The sequence below is a fragment of the Nostoc sp. NMS7 genome, assembly GCF_017115085.1.
Lineage (GTDB): Bacteria > Cyanobacteriota > Cyanobacteriia > Cyanobacteriales > Nostocaceae > Nostoc.
Genome location: NZ_JABXKJ010000246.1, coordinates 75,571 through 93,576 on the forward strand (window position 1 = coordinate 75,571; position 18,006 = coordinate 93,576).

The window sequence follows — 18,006 nt, forward strand, 5'->3', positions numbered from 1 at the left end:
ATTTATGCCCAGAAAAAAGGAGAGTATTGCTACTCTCCTAATGTAATATGAGCGAGAATTTCTTTTGTTAATGTGAGTTCGACGAACCGCTCCCTGCCTTGAACTAAAGTTTAAGTTTGTCCCTCTGCGACTGGGAAAGTGACGGCTTTGCGTACTAAAACCTCTTAAAGGTCTTTTGATTTAGCTAATTAGGCGGACACTATATGAGCCGGCGAATTCACATTTATCTTAGCGATGAAAGCGACGATCTTGACGTTCACGTAATTCACGAGCGCGTTGTTCACGGAATTGACGTTCACGGAATTCACGAGCGCGTTGTTCACGGACTTCACGTTCGTGTTGGACTCTACCGTTATTAAAAGCTACACTATTTTGATTAAAATGATCATGCTCAAATTTAAATTCAGCAGCATTAGCATTTTGAGAAAGAGCAGCAATTGAAGTAGCTGCTAATAAGCCTCCAATAAGAATAGATTTAAAGCTGTTCATATATCCTTTATCTGCCTTGCATTACTTGGTTTGTGTACTCTCAATCTAATCGGAATAATCAGGTATATGCCTGTGATAAAAGTCATGTTTAAATAGTTATTTTTGTCACTATTATTAGGATTTATATTTGATTTTTGAAATCGAATAACGCTCGAAACCTTAGCTGAGATGGGTTATAGTCTCAGGGCAGCCTAGTAAAACTCAAGTCGGATTTCTGTATTAGAGGTGATTATTCAGCTGTCAATTCATGCGATCGCACACGATAATTTGATAATCTAGCCACAAGCCCATGAGAATCAACTGCGTCACATCCAGTCAATCTCTGGACACAAGACTCTATCAGTACTTGAGCGTTATTTATAAGTAACCGACGAACAAAAGTTTTACTCTAATAAAGGAAATAACGATTTGTTCTAAAGCTGTTCTTATACCAATACGGGAAATCCTAATGTGTTACTTTCATGTAAGGCACTTAACCTCATACTTGCACTTTTTGTAACCAAATCACAGAAATCTTAACAGCATAAACTTCAAATCCACAAGTTAAGTTACTGAAAAACTCGATTTAGGTAGGTAAAAATTATGGCATATATCACTGGAACCAACGGTAACGATTCTCTTAACGTTTCTGGTGGCTATAGCGGAACTGATTCGTGGGGTGCCCTCGATTATGGCTCAAAGAGCGATAATACCCTTAACGGTGGTGCTGGTAACGATACCTTGAGTGCTAGCGCTTCCGCGCATTCAGCAAAAAAAAACTAATCTGATGGGAAAGCTACTTAATATAGATATCCTACTCGATTAGCTGACTTCAGAGCGATGCCTAGACTGAGCTACGTTTACTTAATACCAGCACCCCCATAACCAACCTTATCGTCTTCAAAGTCTGTTATCGCACAAGCAAACTCCCTAAAAGCTGTTTTAATCAGAACCTCTTTTGTTCCCCTTTCCAGCGAAGAATTGCGGATGAGGTCTGTTAATTCTATAAACAACAGAGAAAACATAAAACGATCTTGGCGGTCAACTTGTTTCAAGCAAGACGATATAAACTGATAAAGCTCTGTTTTTCTAGGTTTAGTTTGTTCATCCCATATTTGTAACCCAAGCCGAAGAGTTCTCAAGCGAATTTCATTACTATTGAAGGACGCGTCTTTGTAGCGGACTGATACGCGTTGGGGTATTTCCATGAGTTTTAGCTATACATATTCAATGTAAAGTAATTATTCACTTATATTTTGGCTCAACCGGAAAAATCTGATATTTAGTGCCAATACCAACAACCGCTATAGGTTAGAAACCAATAGACATAGGAGTGAAAAAGAATCTAGAGACGTAGCACTGCTACGTCTCTACAAGGGTTCTGGGTAACGCATATTTAATTTCTGGAGATGTCTAATGACTTGCGTGGAATATACACAGTTAGTAGAGGCGTACATCTGTACACCCCTACCTATATATTTTTGGTCAGGTATTTCGTGAAATGGTATAAGAGGATCTGATGTCGATACCTGGGAATTAAACGATTAGACTTGTTGTATTCCTGGACGACCATCTTCAACCACAAATGAAGCCCGCTTACTAATCGTGCCAAATGGAGTTGTGACGTTTGATAAAACTAGATAGTCTGTTTTGCAGGTTGTGGGAGTCAGCGCACAGCGAACATACCCCCGTTGACTGTTGAAGAACTTAATGTGTGGGTTGTCGGGTAAGTAAGCTTCAACTGCGGGGATGGTATCTGCTCCATCTCCACCGGAGGTTATTGAAGTACAGACAAATTCACTCCCGATTGTAGTAGATTCTGGATTATTAAAGTCTGCCTTTAAATTCATTGCCCAGTTGGAATGGATATCGCCTGATAAGACTACTGGATTAGATGGTTGGCGCTGTTCTAAGAAACGCATGAGGCGATCGCGGGAAGCTACATAACCATCCCACTTATCCATGCTGTAGGTTCCGCCTTCCCCTGGTTTTGTGTCTATCTGAGCAACTACAACTTGTTGGGCTAAAACGTTCCACTTAGCCTGTGAGCTATCCAAACCATCATATAGCCAATTTTCCTGACGCTTGCCAGTAATTGTTGCATTCGGATCTAAATTTTGTGGGCAACGTTCTTTAGTGCCATCACCACAGGGCTGATCGGTGCGATATTGGCGGGTATCTAAGACATGGAAGGTTGCTAAGTTACCAAAGGAGAGCCGACGGAAAAGTTGCATATCCGGGCCAACCGGACGCGAGAAGGGACGCAATGGCATGTGTTCGTAGTAAGCTTGATAGGCAGCAGCCCGTCGTTTTAGGAAGATTGCCCGATCCTGATCTGGTTCAGTATCAATTTCTGAGATGTCGTTGGCGTAGTTATTTTCTACTTCGTGGTCATCCCAGGTGACAATCCAGGGAAAGGCTGCATGAGCTGCTTGCAAATTGGTATCGGTTTTATACAAGGCGTGACGGTTGCGATAATCTTCCAAGGTAATAATTTCTGCACTATTATGCTTTCTGGGGCGATCGCTTGAAATTCCTCCTTCATAGATGTAGTCTCCAACATGCACTACCAAGCTGAGGTCGTCCTGGGCGAGATATTTGTAGGCGGTATAGTACCCCTGCTCATAATGCTGACAGGAAACAAGGGCAAAGTTTAATTTATTTAAGTAGCCACCTGCTAAAGGGGCTGTACGAGTGCGACCAATGGGGCTAGCGTCTTGGCCGACTAGAAAGCGATACCAGTACCAAGTATCAGATTGCAGTCCCTCTACCACAACTCGAACTGAGTGAGCTAGTTCTGGAGTTGCAAGTACAGTACCTTTGGAGACAATACGCCTCATATCGGGATCGGTTGCTACTTCCCAGCGAATTGGCACATTAGCAAGTGGCATTCCACCTCCGTTTAAGGGTTCAGGAGCTAGACGAGTCCAAATCACGACGCTGCTAGGATCGGGATCACCCGATGCTACACCCAAAGTGAAAGGATAATTGGCAAATCTGCTTTTAGCAATCGCTCTTTGAGCAGAAAATTGGTTAGCGATCGCCAAACCAGACAATGCTCCTGCCCCGACAATTAAGTTGCGTCGTTTGATTCGACTATGCAGGAACTGCTCAAAATTCCGGTAATCTACCATTTTCTACTCCTAACTAACTGGTAAGTTAAAGCACAGCAACACCTAACACGTAGACGGCAGGTCTTAGGCAAACTTCGTAACTAACTCTTTTACCAAAATCAGGTTTTAATTCCCAATTTTTTATCCTGGCATCAATGTATTAGATGTTGTTTTGCCACATAAAAGCATATTAGTAAGAGATTAATCCTTGGCAAAGAAAGGGTTAATATCAACTTAACCGAGCTTAGATTTTAACCCTTTTCATTGATGCTACTTTTCTTTTCATCATCCAGCCAAGGCTACAAGCCAAGAGAGTCCCAACTAAAGGTGTAGGTTCAGGTATTTGTGTATACGAAACTTTACCTGATATGGGTTTAGCATTTGGAGATGTTCTAGAGAAAATTGTAAAATCATCACCAATGATTTCGTAACTTATAGAACTCGAAGGATTAGATTTATCATTGAACAGATAGTCCAATCCCAAAGACGTTTGTCCGGTTAAGAATGTGGTTGGAAATACCAGGGGAAATTCTGGATATTCAGTATCATCTTTTTCCGTGTAAACGGTAGAGCCACCGTCAAATTGGAAAGACAGCGAATTAATTGTCGCTGCGGGATTCTCTTCATGACTGAAAATTGAGTTATCAAAGCTAAAAAAGCCATTTCCCTTAGTTACCGGACTATCAACTGTGAAAGCGTAATTAATAATTGCAGCAGATACAGATTTTGCATCTACAGTAGCAAAACCTAAAGTAAAAGTAGCAGCAGCAAGCACTAATTTGGGAACCAATTTCATCTCAATTTTCCTCACGATAAACTTTTGTAAGTAATCTACACTGCAAAGTATGGAAATAGTTAGTTTCTAACTTACTTATTTCCTAAAGGGGTATTCATCACTGTTCTAATCAGTGATGATAATCAATGATTTTTTCCTTTTTCAGATAAAGAGATAAGTCTCCAATTCATTGGAGTCACCATATTTTAGAATCATGAGTTTAAGCAAACTTTAATTAGAGGTAAAAATAAAAAACTCCATCCCCTTGTGGGTGGAGTTTTTAGTCATTAGCCATTAGTCATTAGTCATTAGTACCAATGACCAATGACTTTTGACGGCAGGACTAAAGCGGCGGGGCGGTGGTCACTGAGCGCGGCCGTTGTGCTATCCCTCTCCACCCACGTTCGCGCAGCGTCCCGTAGGGAGGGGATGGAGTTTCCCGCCGCTTTCAATAAAATCTAATTTAAATTTCCCAACGCAAGACTTAGTAGATAACGAGATATTTCTGATAATTTATAAATAACCATTAGGTATCACAGACTCTTGAATTCACCAAAAACCTTCTGAGTTGAAAGTGCTGTTAGGGCAGCAAATATCAAAGTACAGCAGTTTTGATATATTTAAACCACATCTGTCTTAGGGAACATTGCTCATTGATGCCAACTTAAGCTAAAACTCCTTTAAAACCTCGTTTCTAGCCTCTGGCTGGAAATGCACCTGATTGCGGTGCCGCAAGTCTTGAGGCGGAGCCTCCTATATGCATTCCCAGTCAGAGACTGGGAACTAGACATTTTCTAAAAGCTGTTTCTATGGCTTTCGCCTTAAGTGGATACCTATGAGCAATGTTCCGTACTGCGTGGTCTATTTACTGGACAATCTCTTATTGTTCTAACATTTGGAAGAATCGGGTAAAATAATCTGGGAAGGTCTTTGCTGTACAACCAGGATCTTTAATTACAATTCCTGGAACCTTCAAACCAGTGACAGCAAAAGCCATCGCCATTCGATGATCGTGATAGGTTTCAATTGCTGCCGGGGTAATCGGGCTAGGCTCAATTTTCAAACTATCGGCAAATTCTTCAACCTGAACTCCCAGCCGACGCAATTCTGTGACAACAGATCGAATCCGATCGGTTTCTTTATATCGAATATGTTCCACATTACGAATGGTAATCGGTGAACTGGCAAAGGGCGCGATCGCTGCTAATGTTTGCACTAAATCCGATATATCATTCATATCAATGTCGATGCCTTGCAATTGCTTGGGCCCGATCACTTCGGTATAATCAGCAGAGTCATTAATTTGGCAACCCATCTGTTCTAAAACATTCAGCCAGAGAATATCACCCTGACAGGATTGTTTAGTCAAATGTTTGACGCGCACCCGTCCACCTGTGACGGCGGCGGCGGCAAAAAAGTAAGAAGCATTTGACGCATCGGGTTCTACTATATAATGTCGAGCTTGGTAACGTTGACCCGCTTTAATCTGAAATTGATTATCGCCGATTTGAATCACCTGCACGCCAAAATCTGCCATCAGACGACAGGTCATTTTGATGTAAGACTGAGAAACGAATGTCCCCTCAACCTCAAAAATCGTATCCTGTTGAGCATAAGGCGCAATCATCAGCAATGCCGAAAGTTGCTGACTTGTTTGATTTGCTTTCAACCGAAAATTTCCGCCAGCAAATCCCTGGCTATAGAGGGTGTAGGGCATAAACCCGGAGTTTCCCTCAAAATTAACGGTTGCTCCACCCGTTTGCAGCACCGTCAGCATGTCGCCCATCGGACGTTCTCGCATCCGGGAAACGCCATCTAGGCGATATTCGCCGTTACCCAGTGCCACCAACGCCGAAATAAACCGTGCTGTAGTACCTGATAAACCCACAAATAAATCTGCCTGTTTAGCCGGGATATCGCCTCCCCTTCCCGACACTTGAATCTGTGCTAGATGAGGATTCAGAGTGATGAGAATGCCCAATTGCTCTAAACATTTGCCAAAATACTCGCTGTCTTCACTAAATAAGGCATTTTCTAAAATGGAGTCACCTTGCGCCAAAGCAGCGACAAGCAACGCCCGATTGGTAAGACTTTTAGAACCGGGAATTTCTACCGTGGCATCCACTGGCCGATTTAGAGCAGGAATTGCAATGGTATCCACGTTAAACCTCTACATGAGCGGTCAGCTACAACTTTATATATTGCCATATTGTGACCAAAAGAGGCAGGGGAAGAAGAACTATTAACCAATTCTGGGGGTTTAAATTGCTTGACTTAGTTGAGTGCAAAAGCTGACACTGCTTTAGGAAATACTTGATTTATTCACCTGACTAATCTAGAACCCAGGCATTATGAATATTAAATAGATTAAGTAAGTCGGTGTTAAAAAATCAGCCCATCTGACGAAATGTAAAATCAGCAAACAGCTTATAACTCATTGATTATAGAGTTTTACAAAACTAAACATACATGATTTTTATCGTGCCGACCTCTTTAATTCAACCAAAACTGGTAACAGAAGAAGAACATATATATGCCCAGGTGATCCCACAATCTCATATTGACGAGCATCTTTTTCTGCTTCAATTTACAGATGTTTTCCCAAAAGTGATGTCAGACGACAAGCCGCTAGGCGTCTACGCAATTCTAAATGCACTCTCTCAGCCTGGGTGAGATTAGAACATCAATATTGGAATTGTAACAAAGACAGGTGTATGTAAATATAGTCAAGCGAAAAAGTAGCTAGTTCAGCTTTTTTTTTAAAAAGTAGCAATTGTTGCTGATCGAACCAAGCGATCGCGGTAAGATTTTGGACTTAAGCCTGATTCAACTCCAATAACTCCTCAGACAGAACAAATAATTAATAATTCGTAATTTATGCTATAGAGCAACTAACTTGAGTTTTGGAGGTCAAAGTATGATTTCTTCTCAAAGTGAGATTAAATTACATCCAAAGGACAAATGACCAACTTAAACAACTTTCAAAGACTAGTAGAACTTGCAAATGATTATGGAATTATTTGCCAGCCAACACCAGAAGAATGCTTGATTGCATCCTTGCCTGGAGACGATGATTTCTTATTAGCTTTTACTTGGTCTGGTACACTTGAGGGAGAGCCGCCAGAGCATGAATTAATCGCAATTAGTGTACAGGATCTAGTCAAAGAAGTTACTGTTGCAGCTTGGCAGATTCCTATTTATTTATTCGGAAACGTTTTAAGGCAGGCTCAGATGCTTGTCACTGCCCACAAAGATTTTGTTAGCAGTTAGCAGACAAGTCATAGCTAAAAATTACTATCCCTGTCCACTGTGGCAGGGATTTTTACACCAGTTTTCATCTATTTGAACCACATCTCTGGTAGGGGCACAGCATTGCTGTGCCCTTACTGCGTAGTCTATTTACCTGAAAATAGCTGTAAAGTCCTAATAACTATTTTTAATGTAATGAGTAGTTAATATAACTTAATTTTACGTAGCTATTTGTTGGTGATCCCTGCGGTCTGCGTAGCTACCGCCCTTCAGAAAAAACTTTTTGGTTTAGTTAATAATACTGGAGCATAATTATTTAAGTCTTAAGTATAATTAGTTACTCTATCTCTCGGTTTACTCTTGATGCTGGAATTTGGGACAATCCTTCTTGCTTATAAACAGTTTATACCCCACGGTCATTGCTATCTTTGGAAATCAGACTTAGTGGGGCTGCATATTTTATCCGATAGTTTAATTGCACTTGCTTATTATTCAATTACCGTCACCTTAATTTATTTTGTCCGCAAGCGTCAGGATTTGCCGTTCAACTGGATATTTCTGCTATTCGCTACATTTATTATTAGTTGTGGTACCACCCACCTAATGGAGATTTGGACGTTATGGTATCCTACCTATTGGCTAAGTGGTTGCATCAAAGCCATCACGGCTTTAATATCAGTGTATACAAGTATTGTGTTGATAGAGTTGATACCAAAGGCACTTGCTTTCTCCAGTTCTACACAAGTGGAGGCAGCCAACCGAGAGCTGGAGCGGGAAATCAGCAATCGCAAACAAGCAGAACTCGCACTACAAGAGCGTGAAGCGATGTTGCGGCGAATTGGCGATAATCTTCCCAATGGGGCAATTTATAAGCTAATCCGCGAATTCGATGGCAGCGATCGCTTTGCTTATATCAGCGCGGGGATTGAAAAACTGATGGAAGTCAGGGCAGAAGATGCACTGACAGATTCAAGTTTGCTCTATCGCCAGTTCATCCCAGAAGATGTACCACTCCTGTTGGCAGCAGTCGATGAATCCCTGCGGAATCTCTCGGTGTTTGATATACAACTGCGAATCCAAACGCCCAGCGCTCGGCTTAAATGTTTACATTTTCGTTCGATGCCACGCCAGTTGCCGGATGGCCGCATGGTTTGGGATGGGCTGGTAGTGGATGCCACCGACCTCAAATGTGCTGAAGAAACACAACGCAAGAGTGAAGCCTTATTAGAAGAATCTCAGCAAGTTGCTCGTCTCGGTAATTGGGAGTTTGATATTGTCACTGGCAAAATTACCTGGTCAAAGCAACTATTCGACCTCTTAAATCGAGATCCCGCACTTCTTGAGCCGAACTACCAAGAAAATCTGCAACTGTACTGGCCAGAAGATGCAGGAAAATTAGCCCAAGCAATTGAGCGGGCAATGTTAACTGGCGAATACTACAAACTCATTCTGCGTGCGTCTCAAACTGACGGGTCTACTATTTATATTGAGGGAATTGGACATGCAGAATTCAACGCGGATGGAAAAGTAATTCGCCTCTATGGAACTGCCCAAGATGTTACAGAACGGCAAGTCGCAATCAACGAACGCAAACAAGCCGAGCAAGAACTCCAACGCAGTGAAACGCTGCTAGCTACTGCTCAAAAGATTGCCCAGATGGGCAGTTGGGAATGGTATTTAGAGTCTCAAAAACAAATTTGGTCAGCCGAAACCTTCCGCATCTTTGGCCTAAATCTTACTCAATCAGTACCGACACAGGCTGCATTTCTCCAGATGGTTCACCTAGAAGACCAACCAGTGTTCCAGAGGCACTTACTACAGGCGATCGCCAACGGAAAGCCTTTCAATCTTGAATATCGCATTATCCGACCTGATGGCTCATTGCGCTACCTGGAGTCGAGAGCAGAGGTAGCTTATGATACTCCAGGTAAGACTATTAGACTGTATGGAGCTATTCTAGATATTACAGAACGCAAGCAAGTAGAAATTGCTCTCAAACAAAGCGAGATTCGCTACCGTGCCATTGTCGAAGATCAGACTGAACTCATTGCTCGATATTTACCAGACGGCACACTCACCTTTGTCAACCAAGCTTTTGCACTTTATTTTCGGCGATCGCCAGAGGAACTGATCGGCAGCAACTATCAACCTATTATCTTTGAGGCAGATCGGGAGCGAGTTGCTCAATTAATAGCTTCAACAAGTGCTGATAATCCTGTTGTGATCATTGAGAATCGCGTGCTTGTCGCTTCGGGGGTGCGTTGGACTCAGTGGCATAACCGGATGCTGTTTGACGAGCAAGGATGCTTTATAGAATTTCAAACGGTGGGACGCGATATCACAGCCCTCAAGCAAATCGAAGAAACACTTTTTCAAGAAAAAGAATTAGCTCAGGTGACGTTGGAATCGATCGGAGATGCAGTTATTACCACAGATGCGTTTGGCAGGATTCAATACCTCAATCCGGTTGCAGAATCTCTGATCGGATGTAGTAAAGCATCTGCACAAGGGTTGCCGTTATTAGAAGTCTTGAGAATTGTGGATGAAACTACACGGGAGCCAGTTCAGAACCCAATTGAGCAAGCGTTACAGTCAAATCGAATTGTGGGTTTAGCAAACCATACCCTCTTAATTAATCAGAATAATCAAGAGATTACGATTGAAGATTCAGCCGCACCCATTCGCAATCGTGAGGGACAAATAATTGGCGCGGTTATGGTGTTTCACGACGTGACTCAGAACCGCAAGCTTTCGTCTCAGCTATCCTGGCAGGCAACCCATGATGCTTTAACCGGATTGGTGAATCGCCAGGAGTTTGAGCGGCGGGTTGAGCAAGCATTGCGCCTTGCTTCTTTAGACTACCAAGTTCATGCATTGTGCTATTTGGATCTCGATCACTTCAAAATTGTAAATGATACCTGTGGTCATCTAGCTGGAGACGAATTACTGCGTCAAATTACTGCCCTATTGCAGGAGAAGATTCGGAAAACTGACACACTCGCACGGTTAGGCGGCGATGAATTTGGTGTATTGCTCATTCAGTGTACGATAGAGCAAGCTTTACGAGTTGCCAATGAGCTGCTTTCGTGTGTTCAAAAGTTCCGGTTTGTTTGGCAAGAGCAGGTATTCTCAATTGGAGTAAGTATCGGCTTAGTCGGTATCGACACGAATAGCGAGAGCCTTACAGAGATTATCAGGACAGCTGACGCAGCTTGCTATACCGCGAAGAACCGGGGGCGCAATCGCGTGTACCTTGCTCAGACTCACGATCAGGAGCACCTGCAACGGCGTGGGGAGATGCAGTGGGTCAGCCGCATTTCTCAAGCCTTGGAAAATGATTCGTTCTGTCTCTATGTTCAACCCATAGCCGCCGCCATCACCCTGGCGGCTCAAAACGGCGACCATTATGAAGTGCTGCTGCGGCTCCGGGATGAGCAGGGAAATTTAGTGCTGCCGATGACGTTTATTCCCGCAGCAGAACGGTACAACTTGATGCATCTGATTGATCGGTGGGTGATTCGGACTCTGTTTAGCAATTGGTCAACGTTCGTTGACGATGAACAAAGTATCTATGCGATTAACCTTTCTGGCTCTAGCATCAACGATGATCAGTTCATTGACTTCCTGCATGAGCAGTTTATCCTACACCCCATCTCACCCCAGCGCATTTGCTTTGAGATTACCGAGACTGTGGCGATCGCCAACCTGATCAAAGCCAGAAAGTTCATTCAATCACTTCAACGGATGGGCTGTAGCTTCGCGTTGGACGATTTTGGGGTGGGGATGTCGTCGTTTGCCTATCTCAAGTCTCTGCCTGTGGATTACCTCAAAATTGACGGAAGCTTTATTCGTAACATTGTCGAGAATCCTGTGGATAATGCGATCGTGGCAGCAATCATTCACATTGCCACCGTTATGGGTATTCAGACAATTGCTGAGTTTGTGGAAAATGACGCAATTTTAGAGCGGATTACAGCACTAGGAATTAATTACGCACAGGGATATGGCATCGCAGTACCTCGCCCATTGGGGTAGATATAGCCTGTTCCCGTAGCTGGGTCTTTCAGAATGTCACACAAGACAAGCAGACGACTTGTTAACTGCTTGCGCTCATTGTATATCAGCAGCGATTTTGATGTGAGAGCCATGTGGAATACTATAAAAGCACATTGGTTATACATTGGTCAGCATTCATTTTGATGTAAAAGCCGTGTGAAACGTTGTAAAGACACATTCAGTAGACATAAATTAATTTTCCCAGTAGACATCTTTTATATCTAGATTTTTAACTGTCTGCTACTCAAATGCTACTCAAAACGGTAGCCTGGAATAATTCAGCAACTCACACATATTGCATCATGTTACCTAAACCCAAAAAGCACTGGACACCGCAGTATTGGGCAAGTTGGAAGCCTTTCGGGATTGGCGAACAGTACCCGAACAACTACTGGGAAGTCTTTCGAGCAATCTGGCTGTCTCGTGACAAACTACCCTATGCGTGGAATATTCTCGATAAAGGTGTCTGTGATGGTTGCGCTCTCGGAACAACTGGGATGAAAGATTGGACTTTAGATGGCATCCATCTCTGCAATGTCCGGTTGCGGCTGTTGCGGATGAATACTATGCCAGCTTTTGACCCTGTGCTATTAGAAGATGTTTCGCAGTTACAAAAGCAAAAAAGCGCCCAATTACGCGACTTGGGACGGCTTCCTTATCCGATGATTCGTCAACGAGGGGAAAAAGGCTTTCGTCGGGTGAGCTGGGATGAAGCTTTAGGGATAATTAGCGATCGCATCCACGCTACTACACCAGACCGCCTCAGTTTCTATGTTACCAGTCGCGGCACTGTCAACGAAACTTATTATGCTACCCAAAAAGCTGTGCGGGCAATGGGAAGCAATAATATTGATAACGCTGCCCGCATCTGCCATTCTCCTAGCACGGCGGGACTGAAAGCTGCTATCGGTGCAGGGGCTACTACCTGTTCTTATAAAGATTGGATTGGCACTGATTTATTAGTCTTCATTGGTTCCAATGTTGCCAATAATCAGCCTGTTACTGTTAAATATCTTCATTACGCCAAGAAAGCTGGCACTAAGATTGTAGTTATTAATACTTACCGTGAGCCAGGAATGGAGCGCTACTGGGTGCCCTCAATTGTGGAAAGTGCCGTTTTCGGTACAAAGTTTGCCGAAGACTTCTTCTTAATCAACATGGGCGGGGATATAGCATTTTTGAATGGCACAATTAAACATATAATTGCTAACAATTGGGTAGACCAGTCATTTATAGATTTACATACAGTTGGCTTTGTTGAACTCAAAGCATCGTTAGAAAGCCAATCTTGGGAAGAATTAGAGCGGCTTTCTGGGACATCCCGCGAAGAAATGTACGCCTTTGCCAAAATGGTCAAAGAAGCTAATAAAGCCGTATTTGTTTGGAGTATGGGTATTACTCAGCATGAATGCGGCGAAGATAACGTGCGAAGTATCATCAACTTAGCTCTCACCAAAGGTTTTGTCGGTCGGGAAGGCTGCGGTTTAATGCCAATTCGCGGTCACTCTGGGGTGCAGGGTGGTGCAGAGATGGGATGTTACGCGACAGTATTTCCTGGTGGTAAACCCATTACCCCAGAAAATGCTGCCCAATTGAGTCAGCATTGGGGTTTTGAAGTCCCAGCAAGTAAAGGTTTAATTGCTCCAGAAATGATTAACGCCGCATATCAGGGACAGTTAGATGTGTTGTTTTCCGTGGGCGGGAATTTTTTAGAAGTGCTGCCAGAACCGGATTATGTAGAAGCGGCGTTGAAGCAAATATCGTTGCGGGTACATATGGATATTGTTCTCTCCAGCCAGATGTTAGTCGAACCCGCCGATACTGTGATGCTTTTACCTGCGACGACTCGCTACGAAATACCAGGGGGAGTCACAGAAACTAACACCGAACGCCGGGTAATTTTCAGTCCAGAAATTCCGGGGCCGCGAATTGGAGAAACGCGTCCAGAGTGGGAAATATTTTTAGAATTAGCAAGGCGAGTAAAACCAGATTTGGCAGATAAGCTGGCTTTTGCTGACACAGCTGCTATCCGTCAAGAAATTGCTCAAGTCGTTCCACAATATGCTGGTATTCAACACTTACAGCAAGCTGGTGATCAGTTTCAATATGGCGGCTCACATTTATGCTTTGGCTGGAATTTCCCGACAGCCGATGGCAAGGCACACTTTGGCATATTATTGCCACGCCAAAGAGAATTACCAGAAGGTTATTTCTTATTAGCAACGCGGCGAGGCAAACAATTTAATAGTATGGTGCAGGAACGCAAGGATGCAATTACTGGGGCAGTGCGAGAGGCGGTGCTAATGAATGCTGCTGATGCGGCACAGTTGGGTTTAAAAGATAGCGATCGCGTCATTCTCAAGAATGATTTAGGCGAGTTATTCTGTCAAGTATATATTGCACCAATTCAGTCAGGAAACTTGCAAGTACATTGGCCAGAAGGGAATGTGCTACTAGATAAAAGTAAGCGATCGCTCGAAGGTGTTCCTGATTATAATGCGATCGTGCGGTTGGAAAAAATTTAAATCAAGTCTCATTTTTCCAGCTTTCACATTTACAACAGCATATCCATTAACTTGCATGAAGACTACCGCAAAGATCAGCATCTCTGCGGTAGTTTTAAATTAATAGACATAGGAGTGAAAAAGAATGTAGAGAGGTAGCACTGCTAGCTCTCTACAAGGGTTCTGGGTAACGCATATTTACAGCAGTTTTCATGTATTTGAACCACATCTGTCGTAGGGGCACAGCATGCTGTGCCCCTACCGCGTGGTCTATTTACCTGAAAATAGCTGTAATTAAGCTGCTAGTTTTGATCTAGTTGGAACGAAAAAGCGTCGTTTGAGGCACTTGAAATTTTCTTAACGTACAAAAAACCTTTTTTGGCACGGTGATGCCGTATTCAAGCTAGGGGAGAAAGAGGAAACTACAGTACGGAACCGGAACGTGTCAAATTTAACTCTAATCCTTCTGATTAAATTTTCGCTACATAACTTATAATTTTTCCCATGTACTTACTTAATTTTGTATAAAGTAAGAATAAAATCTGCGCTTTTTAAGTAAAAATACTTAAAAGCTCCTTTCGCAATATTTCAGTTAAAACACCAATGACAAATTATGTAGCTGTTTTCTATTCTGAAGTTGTAATCGAACAAAAGTTTACACACTTGTTGCAGATACCAATTTGTCTTTTGTATCCGGTTTTTCCAATTGCTAATTCGCTCATGTCTTAAGGGTAACGCCCAACTACCCGTTATAAATTTTCCCGCCCACCTACCTTATGGAGTATGAAGTATGAAAGTCAAAAGTTTGAGCGATGTCAAAATAGAGATTACAGGTAAAGGAAGAGGAGTCTTTGCCAACCGGAATTTCCGTAAAGGTGAGAAGGTAGTGATTGGACACCGAGTCCAATCACTACCAGAAAGAACTAATCACTCCTTCCAAATAGACATTGATTTACATATAGAACTAGATGAACCAGGACGATTAATCAATCACTCTTGTAATCCAAACACAGGAATTCAGAATAATGAATTTGGAGCATATGATTTTGTCGCCTTGATAGATATAAATGAAGGAAGTGAAATTACATGGGATTATGAAACAACAGAATACATTTCTATTGCTATTCCAGAATGTTGTTGTGGCGCTTATAACTGTAGAATTAAAACCTTAGGATTTAAGTTTCGTTCTACTCAACTCAGGAAAAAGTATGGTATTTTTATTGCTGATTACTTAAAAGACGTCAGCATTTAGAGATAATTTGAGTTAATGATTTTTAAGGTGATATTAAGTAGGTAGGCGTAATTAAACATAAGATCAAACCTCACCCTCAATCCCTCTCCGTAAGTTCGGAGAGGGAAGCCGGGGGATGAGTTAAGTCACCGTCGCCGCCCCATCAAGCCAAGAGATAGAATCGCGGCTGTTTGAGTTAATCAGTCCGGGTACATTTGCCAATCTCAAAGGGGTAAAAGACTTTAAACGTAGTTTGCGCTCCGGCATAGCCCGCCTTCTCTAGGAGACGCTCCGCGAACGGCATCGTGTACTAACCCTAGCAGTGATGGTGCTGTCCTCAATGATTTGTCTGCTGATGTCGCTGTCGCTTTGCAACAACCCTTAGAACGTATTTCTGTGGAGATGGTTTTCCGCAGTTTATATTTTTTCAATCGACCACTCTTGCAAAACCCACAACTACAACTCATTCCTTGGTTGGTTGAGCATCAGCGTTCTATGGGCTTGGTCAAAGCCATTGGTCAACGGCATCGACGCAACGCCTCAAAGTCCCTTGACATCTGGGCTGAAGCTTTAACTTGACACCAATGGCATCTTGCCCTCCCTAATTATGCAAGCTAAATGGGGAACAGCTTATCTTACCTACTATTAATAAAGCAATATTCTTCATTTCTTCGCCTGTATCACTTGCAAACTACCGCCAGCATATAAAGTTAGCTTACTCGCTTCAAATCCAGTCTCAGTTAACAACTTAGCCAAATCAGTTTTCAACAGTTCCCAAGCTGTTTCCGTCTCAAACAACAGCAAAAACACTGACACCCCAGGCCAAAATATCGGATTCGTCGGAGCGTGAAAATCCACCAGCGTAAACACCCCTCCTGGCTTCAGCACCCGATAAACTTCATTAATAATTTTTCGTAATTGCTGAGGCTGCATCTCGTGTAGTGCGACGCTAGTATGCACCACATCAAACAGATTATCTGTAAATGGCATTTCCTCAGCAAAAGCTTCCACATAAGAAGCTAATGGTACATTTAGCCGCGCCCGTTGCAAAGACTTGGGTGAAGCGTCCAATCCTGTTACATTTTGTGAAAACTTTACCAAAAATTGCGTCGTTTGACCACTGCCGCAACATAAATCTAAGACCTGAGTATCTGAGTGAATTGTTAAGCCTTGCAAAGCAAGTTGCCGAAAACGGGCTTCACCACCTACACTTAAGGCTGCTAAATGAGAGATGCCATCATACAGCCACTGATAGCGGTAACTCCAATCTCTTAAAATTGTTGCCATTGCATATTTCCTTGCTATTAAGCTTTATATTTAATAAAGATATATTGTTAACATTAGTAAAAAACCTGAAAAGATTGGGGGAAAGTAACTGCTATGGGTCGTGTAGGCGTCTTATTACTCAATCTCGGTGGCCCCGATAAGCTAGAGGATGTCGGGCCGTTTTTGTACAACCTGTTTTCCGATCCGGAAATTATTCGCCTACCGTTTCGCTGGTTGCAAAAGCCCTTAGCCTGGTTTATTGCCTCAAGGCGAACCAGAACATCTCAAGCAAATTATAAGCAAATCGGTGGTGGTTCTCCGCTGCGGCGGATCACAGAAGCGCAAGGGCAAGCTCTCAAAGAACAGTTGGGTTATTTGGGACAAGAAGTTAAAATTTACGTAGGAATGCGTTATTGGCATCCCTATACAGAAGAGGCGATCGCACAGATCACCCAAGATAATATAGAACATCTGGTAATTTTACCACTCTATCCCCAGTTTTCTATCAGTACCAGTGGTTCCAGCTTCCGGCTTTTAGAAAAGCTTTGGCAAGAAGATCCAAAACTTCAGCCCATTGATTACACCGTCATTCCTTCCTGGTACAAACAACCAGGCTACCTGCAAGCAATAGCGGAACTCATAGCCCAGGAACTCGAACAGTTTCCTAATCCAGATGAAGTTCATATATTCTTCAGCGCTCACGGCGTTCCTAAAAGTTACGTTGAAGAGGCTGGCGACCCCTACCAGCAAGAAATTGAAGAATGTACTGCCCTGATTATGAAGACCCTGAATCGACCCAATGTCCACACCTTAGCTTACCAAAGTCGCGTCGGGCCAGTAGAATGGCTCCAACCCTATACTGAAGATGCCCTGAAAAAACTAGGCGCAGAAGGTGTGAAAGATTTAGTTGTCGTGCCTATCAGTTTTGTCTCAGAGCATATTGAAACACTACAAGAAATTGATATTGAGTATCGGGAAGTAGCAGAAGAATCAGGAATTCACAACTTCCGTCGCGTTCCGGCTCCCAATACCCATCCGGTATTTATTAATGCACTGGCAGACTTAGTAATTGATGCGCTGAAAAAGCCCAGTTTCAAGCTTTCGCAAGCTGCTCAAATGAAAAAAATGGTAAAAATGTACCCCCAAGAGCGTTGGGAATGGGGCCTGACTACTAGCGCTGAAGTATGGAATGGTCGGATTGCCATGCTGGGCTTCATTGCCTTAATCATCGAGCTGATTACCGGTCACGGCTTCTTGCACATGATTGGACTTTTGCAGTAAAGGGCATTGGGCATTGGGCACTTGTACTGACTTGTACTGAGCGACGTCGAAGTAATGTTGCCG

The 18,006-nt window shown here is 42.9% G+C and carries 15 protein-coding genes; 8 read left to right on the forward strand and 7 right to left on the reverse strand.

What is annotated here, in order from left to right; genetic code table 11:
- Window positions 1-228: 228 nt before the first annotated feature.
- The gene (locus HWQ38_RS33875) at window positions 229-489 is read right to left on the reverse strand and encodes a hypothetical protein (protein ID WP_292802738.1); all 261 of its coding nucleotides are present in this window, start codon (window positions 487-489) and stop codon (window positions 229-231) included.
- A gap of 582 nt (window positions 490-1,071) precedes the next feature.
- Here HWQ38_RS33875 and HWQ38_RS33880 point away from each other — a divergent pair.
- Window positions 1,072-1,251: a hypothetical protein gene (locus HWQ38_RS33880; protein ID WP_292802741.1), complete on the forward strand. Its 180-nt coding sequence runs from the start codon at window positions 1,072-1,074 to the stop codon at window positions 1,249-1,251.
- 77 nt (window positions 1,252-1,328) lie between these two features.
- Here HWQ38_RS33880 and HWQ38_RS33885 read toward each other — a convergent pair whose 3' ends face one another.
- The 4 genes from HWQ38_RS33885 to aroA all read right to left on the reverse strand — a co-directional run bounded on the left by HWQ38_RS33885 (window position 1,329) and on the right by aroA (window position 6,517).
- Window positions 1,329-1,676 (reverse strand): hypothetical protein, encoded by a 348-nt coding sequence (locus tag HWQ38_RS33885; RefSeq protein WP_292802744.1) that lies wholly within the window; start codon window positions 1,674-1,676, stop codon window positions 1,329-1,331.
- A 336-nt stretch (window positions 1,677-2,012) separates the two neighbouring features.
- Entirely contained in the window at window positions 2,013-3,602 is a 1,590-nt protein-coding gene (locus tag HWQ38_RS33890) for an alkaline phosphatase (protein WP_292802747.1), read from the reverse strand.
- Window positions 3,603-3,825: 223 nt separating this feature from the next.
- Entirely contained in the window at window positions 3,826-4,377 is a 552-nt protein-coding gene (locus HWQ38_RS33895) for a PEP-CTERM sorting domain-containing protein (RefSeq protein ID WP_292802750.1), read from the reverse strand.
- A gap of 859 nt (window positions 4,378-5,236) precedes the next feature.
- A complete protein-coding gene (gene aroA, locus HWQ38_RS33900; RefSeq protein ID WP_292802753.1) occupies window positions 5,237-6,517 on the reverse strand; it encodes a 3-phosphoshikimate 1-carboxyvinyltransferase in 1,281 nt (426 codons plus the stop codon).
- 320 nt (window positions 6,518-6,837) lie between these two features.
- On the opposite strand from aroA, the gene HWQ38_RS33905 reads away from it, so the two are divergent.
- The 5 genes from HWQ38_RS33905 (at window position 6,838) to HWQ38_RS33925 (ending at window position 15,417) form a co-directional block, all read left to right on the forward strand.
- Entirely contained in the window at window positions 6,838-7,029 is a 192-nt protein-coding gene (locus tag HWQ38_RS33905; protein ID WP_292802756.1) for a hypothetical protein, read from the forward strand.
- Window positions 7,030-7,317: 288 nt separating this feature from the next.
- On the forward strand, window positions 7,318-7,626 hold the full coding sequence (locus HWQ38_RS33910; RefSeq protein ID WP_292802759.1) for a hypothetical protein: 309 nt from the start codon (window positions 7,318-7,320) through the stop codon (window positions 7,624-7,626).
- A 342-nt stretch (window positions 7,627-7,968) separates the two neighbouring features.
- Complete coding sequence (locus HWQ38_RS33915) at window positions 7,969-11,640, forward strand: EAL domain-containing protein (RefSeq protein ID WP_292802761.1); 3,672 nt, start codon at window positions 7,969-7,971, stop codon at window positions 11,638-11,640.
- A 323-nt stretch (window positions 11,641-11,963) separates the two neighbouring features.
- Window positions 11,964-14,186, forward strand: a complete 2,223-nt coding sequence (locus HWQ38_RS33920) for an FdhF/YdeP family oxidoreductase (RefSeq protein WP_292802764.1) — start codon at window positions 11,964-11,966, stop codon at window positions 14,184-14,186.
- 769 nt (window positions 14,187-14,955) lie between these two features.
- The gene (locus tag HWQ38_RS33925; RefSeq protein WP_292802767.1) at window positions 14,956-15,417 is read left to right on the forward strand and encodes an SET domain-containing protein-lysine N-methyltransferase; all 462 of its coding nucleotides are present in this window, start codon (window positions 14,956-14,958) and stop codon (window positions 15,415-15,417) included.
- A 120-nt stretch (window positions 15,418-15,537) separates the two neighbouring features.
- Here HWQ38_RS33925 and HWQ38_RS33930 read toward each other — a convergent pair whose 3' ends face one another.
- Window positions 15,538-15,663: a hypothetical protein gene (locus HWQ38_RS33930; protein ID WP_292802770.1), complete on the reverse strand. Its 126-nt coding sequence runs from the start codon at window positions 15,661-15,663 to the stop codon at window positions 15,538-15,540.
- 78 nt (window positions 15,664-15,741) lie between these two features.
- Between HWQ38_RS33930 and HWQ38_RS33935 the strand changes: the two genes are divergently transcribed.
- Window positions 15,742-15,975 carry a hypothetical protein gene (locus HWQ38_RS33935; protein WP_292802773.1) on the forward strand — a complete coding sequence of 78 codons (234 nt, stop codon included), beginning with the start codon at window positions 15,742-15,744 and terminating at the stop codon, window positions 15,973-15,975.
- Window positions 15,976-16,059: 84 nt separating this feature from the next.
- On the opposite strand, the gene HWQ38_RS33940 is transcribed toward HWQ38_RS33935, so the two are convergent.
- A complete protein-coding gene (locus tag HWQ38_RS33940; protein ID WP_292802776.1) occupies window positions 16,060-16,683 on the reverse strand; it encodes a class I SAM-dependent methyltransferase in 624 nt (207 codons plus the stop codon).
- A gap of 93 nt (window positions 16,684-16,776) precedes the next feature.
- Here HWQ38_RS33940 and hemH point away from each other — a divergent pair, with 93 nt between their 5' ends.
- Window positions 16,777-17,943, forward strand: coding sequence for a ferrochelatase (gene hemH, locus HWQ38_RS33945; RefSeq protein ID WP_292802779.1), 1,167 nt, complete (start codon window positions 16,777-16,779; stop codon window positions 17,941-17,943).
- Window positions 17,944-18,006 lie beyond the last annotated feature (63 nt).

Excerpts from the sequence above, each read along its gene's own strand:
- HWQ38_RS33890 (WP_292802747.1), bottom strand. The coding sequence starts at position 3,602 with ATGGTAGATTACCGGAATTTTGAGCAGTTCCTGCATAGTCGAATCAAA.
- HWQ38_RS33920 (WP_292802764.1), top strand. The coding sequence starts at position 11,964 with ATGTTACCTAAACCCAAAAAGCACTGGACACCGCAGTATTGGGCAAGT.
- HWQ38_RS33910 (WP_292802759.1), top strand. The coding sequence starts at position 7,318 with ATGACCAACTTAAACAACTTTCAAAGACTAGTAGAACTTGCAAATGAT.
- HWQ38_RS33895 (WP_292802750.1), bottom strand. The coding sequence starts at position 4,377 with ATGAAATTGGTTCCCAAATTAGTGCTTGCTGCTGCTACTTTTACTTTA.
- HWQ38_RS33930 (WP_292802770.1), bottom strand. The coding sequence starts at position 15,663 with ATGCCGGAGCGCAAACTACGTTTAAAGTCTTTTACCCCTTTGAGATTG.
- HWQ38_RS33880 (WP_292802741.1), top strand. The coding sequence starts at position 1,072 with ATGGCATATATCACTGGAACCAACGGTAACGATTCTCTTAACGTTTCT.
- HWQ38_RS33875 (WP_292802738.1), bottom strand. The coding sequence starts at position 489 with ATGAACAGCTTTAAATCTATTCTTATTGGAGGCTTATTAGCAGCTACT.
- hemH (WP_292802779.1), top strand. The coding sequence starts at position 16,777 with ATGGGTCGTGTAGGCGTCTTATTACTCAATCTCGGTGGCCCCGATAAG.
- HWQ38_RS33915 (WP_292802761.1), top strand. The coding sequence starts at position 7,969 with ATGCTGGAATTTGGGACAATCCTTCTTGCTTATAAACAGTTTATACCC.
- HWQ38_RS33940 (WP_292802776.1), bottom strand. The coding sequence starts at position 16,683 with ATGGCAACAATTTTAAGAGATTGGAGTTACCGCTATCAGTGGCTGTAT.
- HWQ38_RS33885 (WP_292802744.1), bottom strand. The coding sequence starts at position 1,676 with ATGGAAATACCCCAACGCGTATCAGTCCGCTACAAAGACGCGTCCTTC.
- HWQ38_RS33925 (WP_292802767.1), top strand. The coding sequence starts at position 14,956 with ATGAAAGTCAAAAGTTTGAGCGATGTCAAAATAGAGATTACAGGTAAA.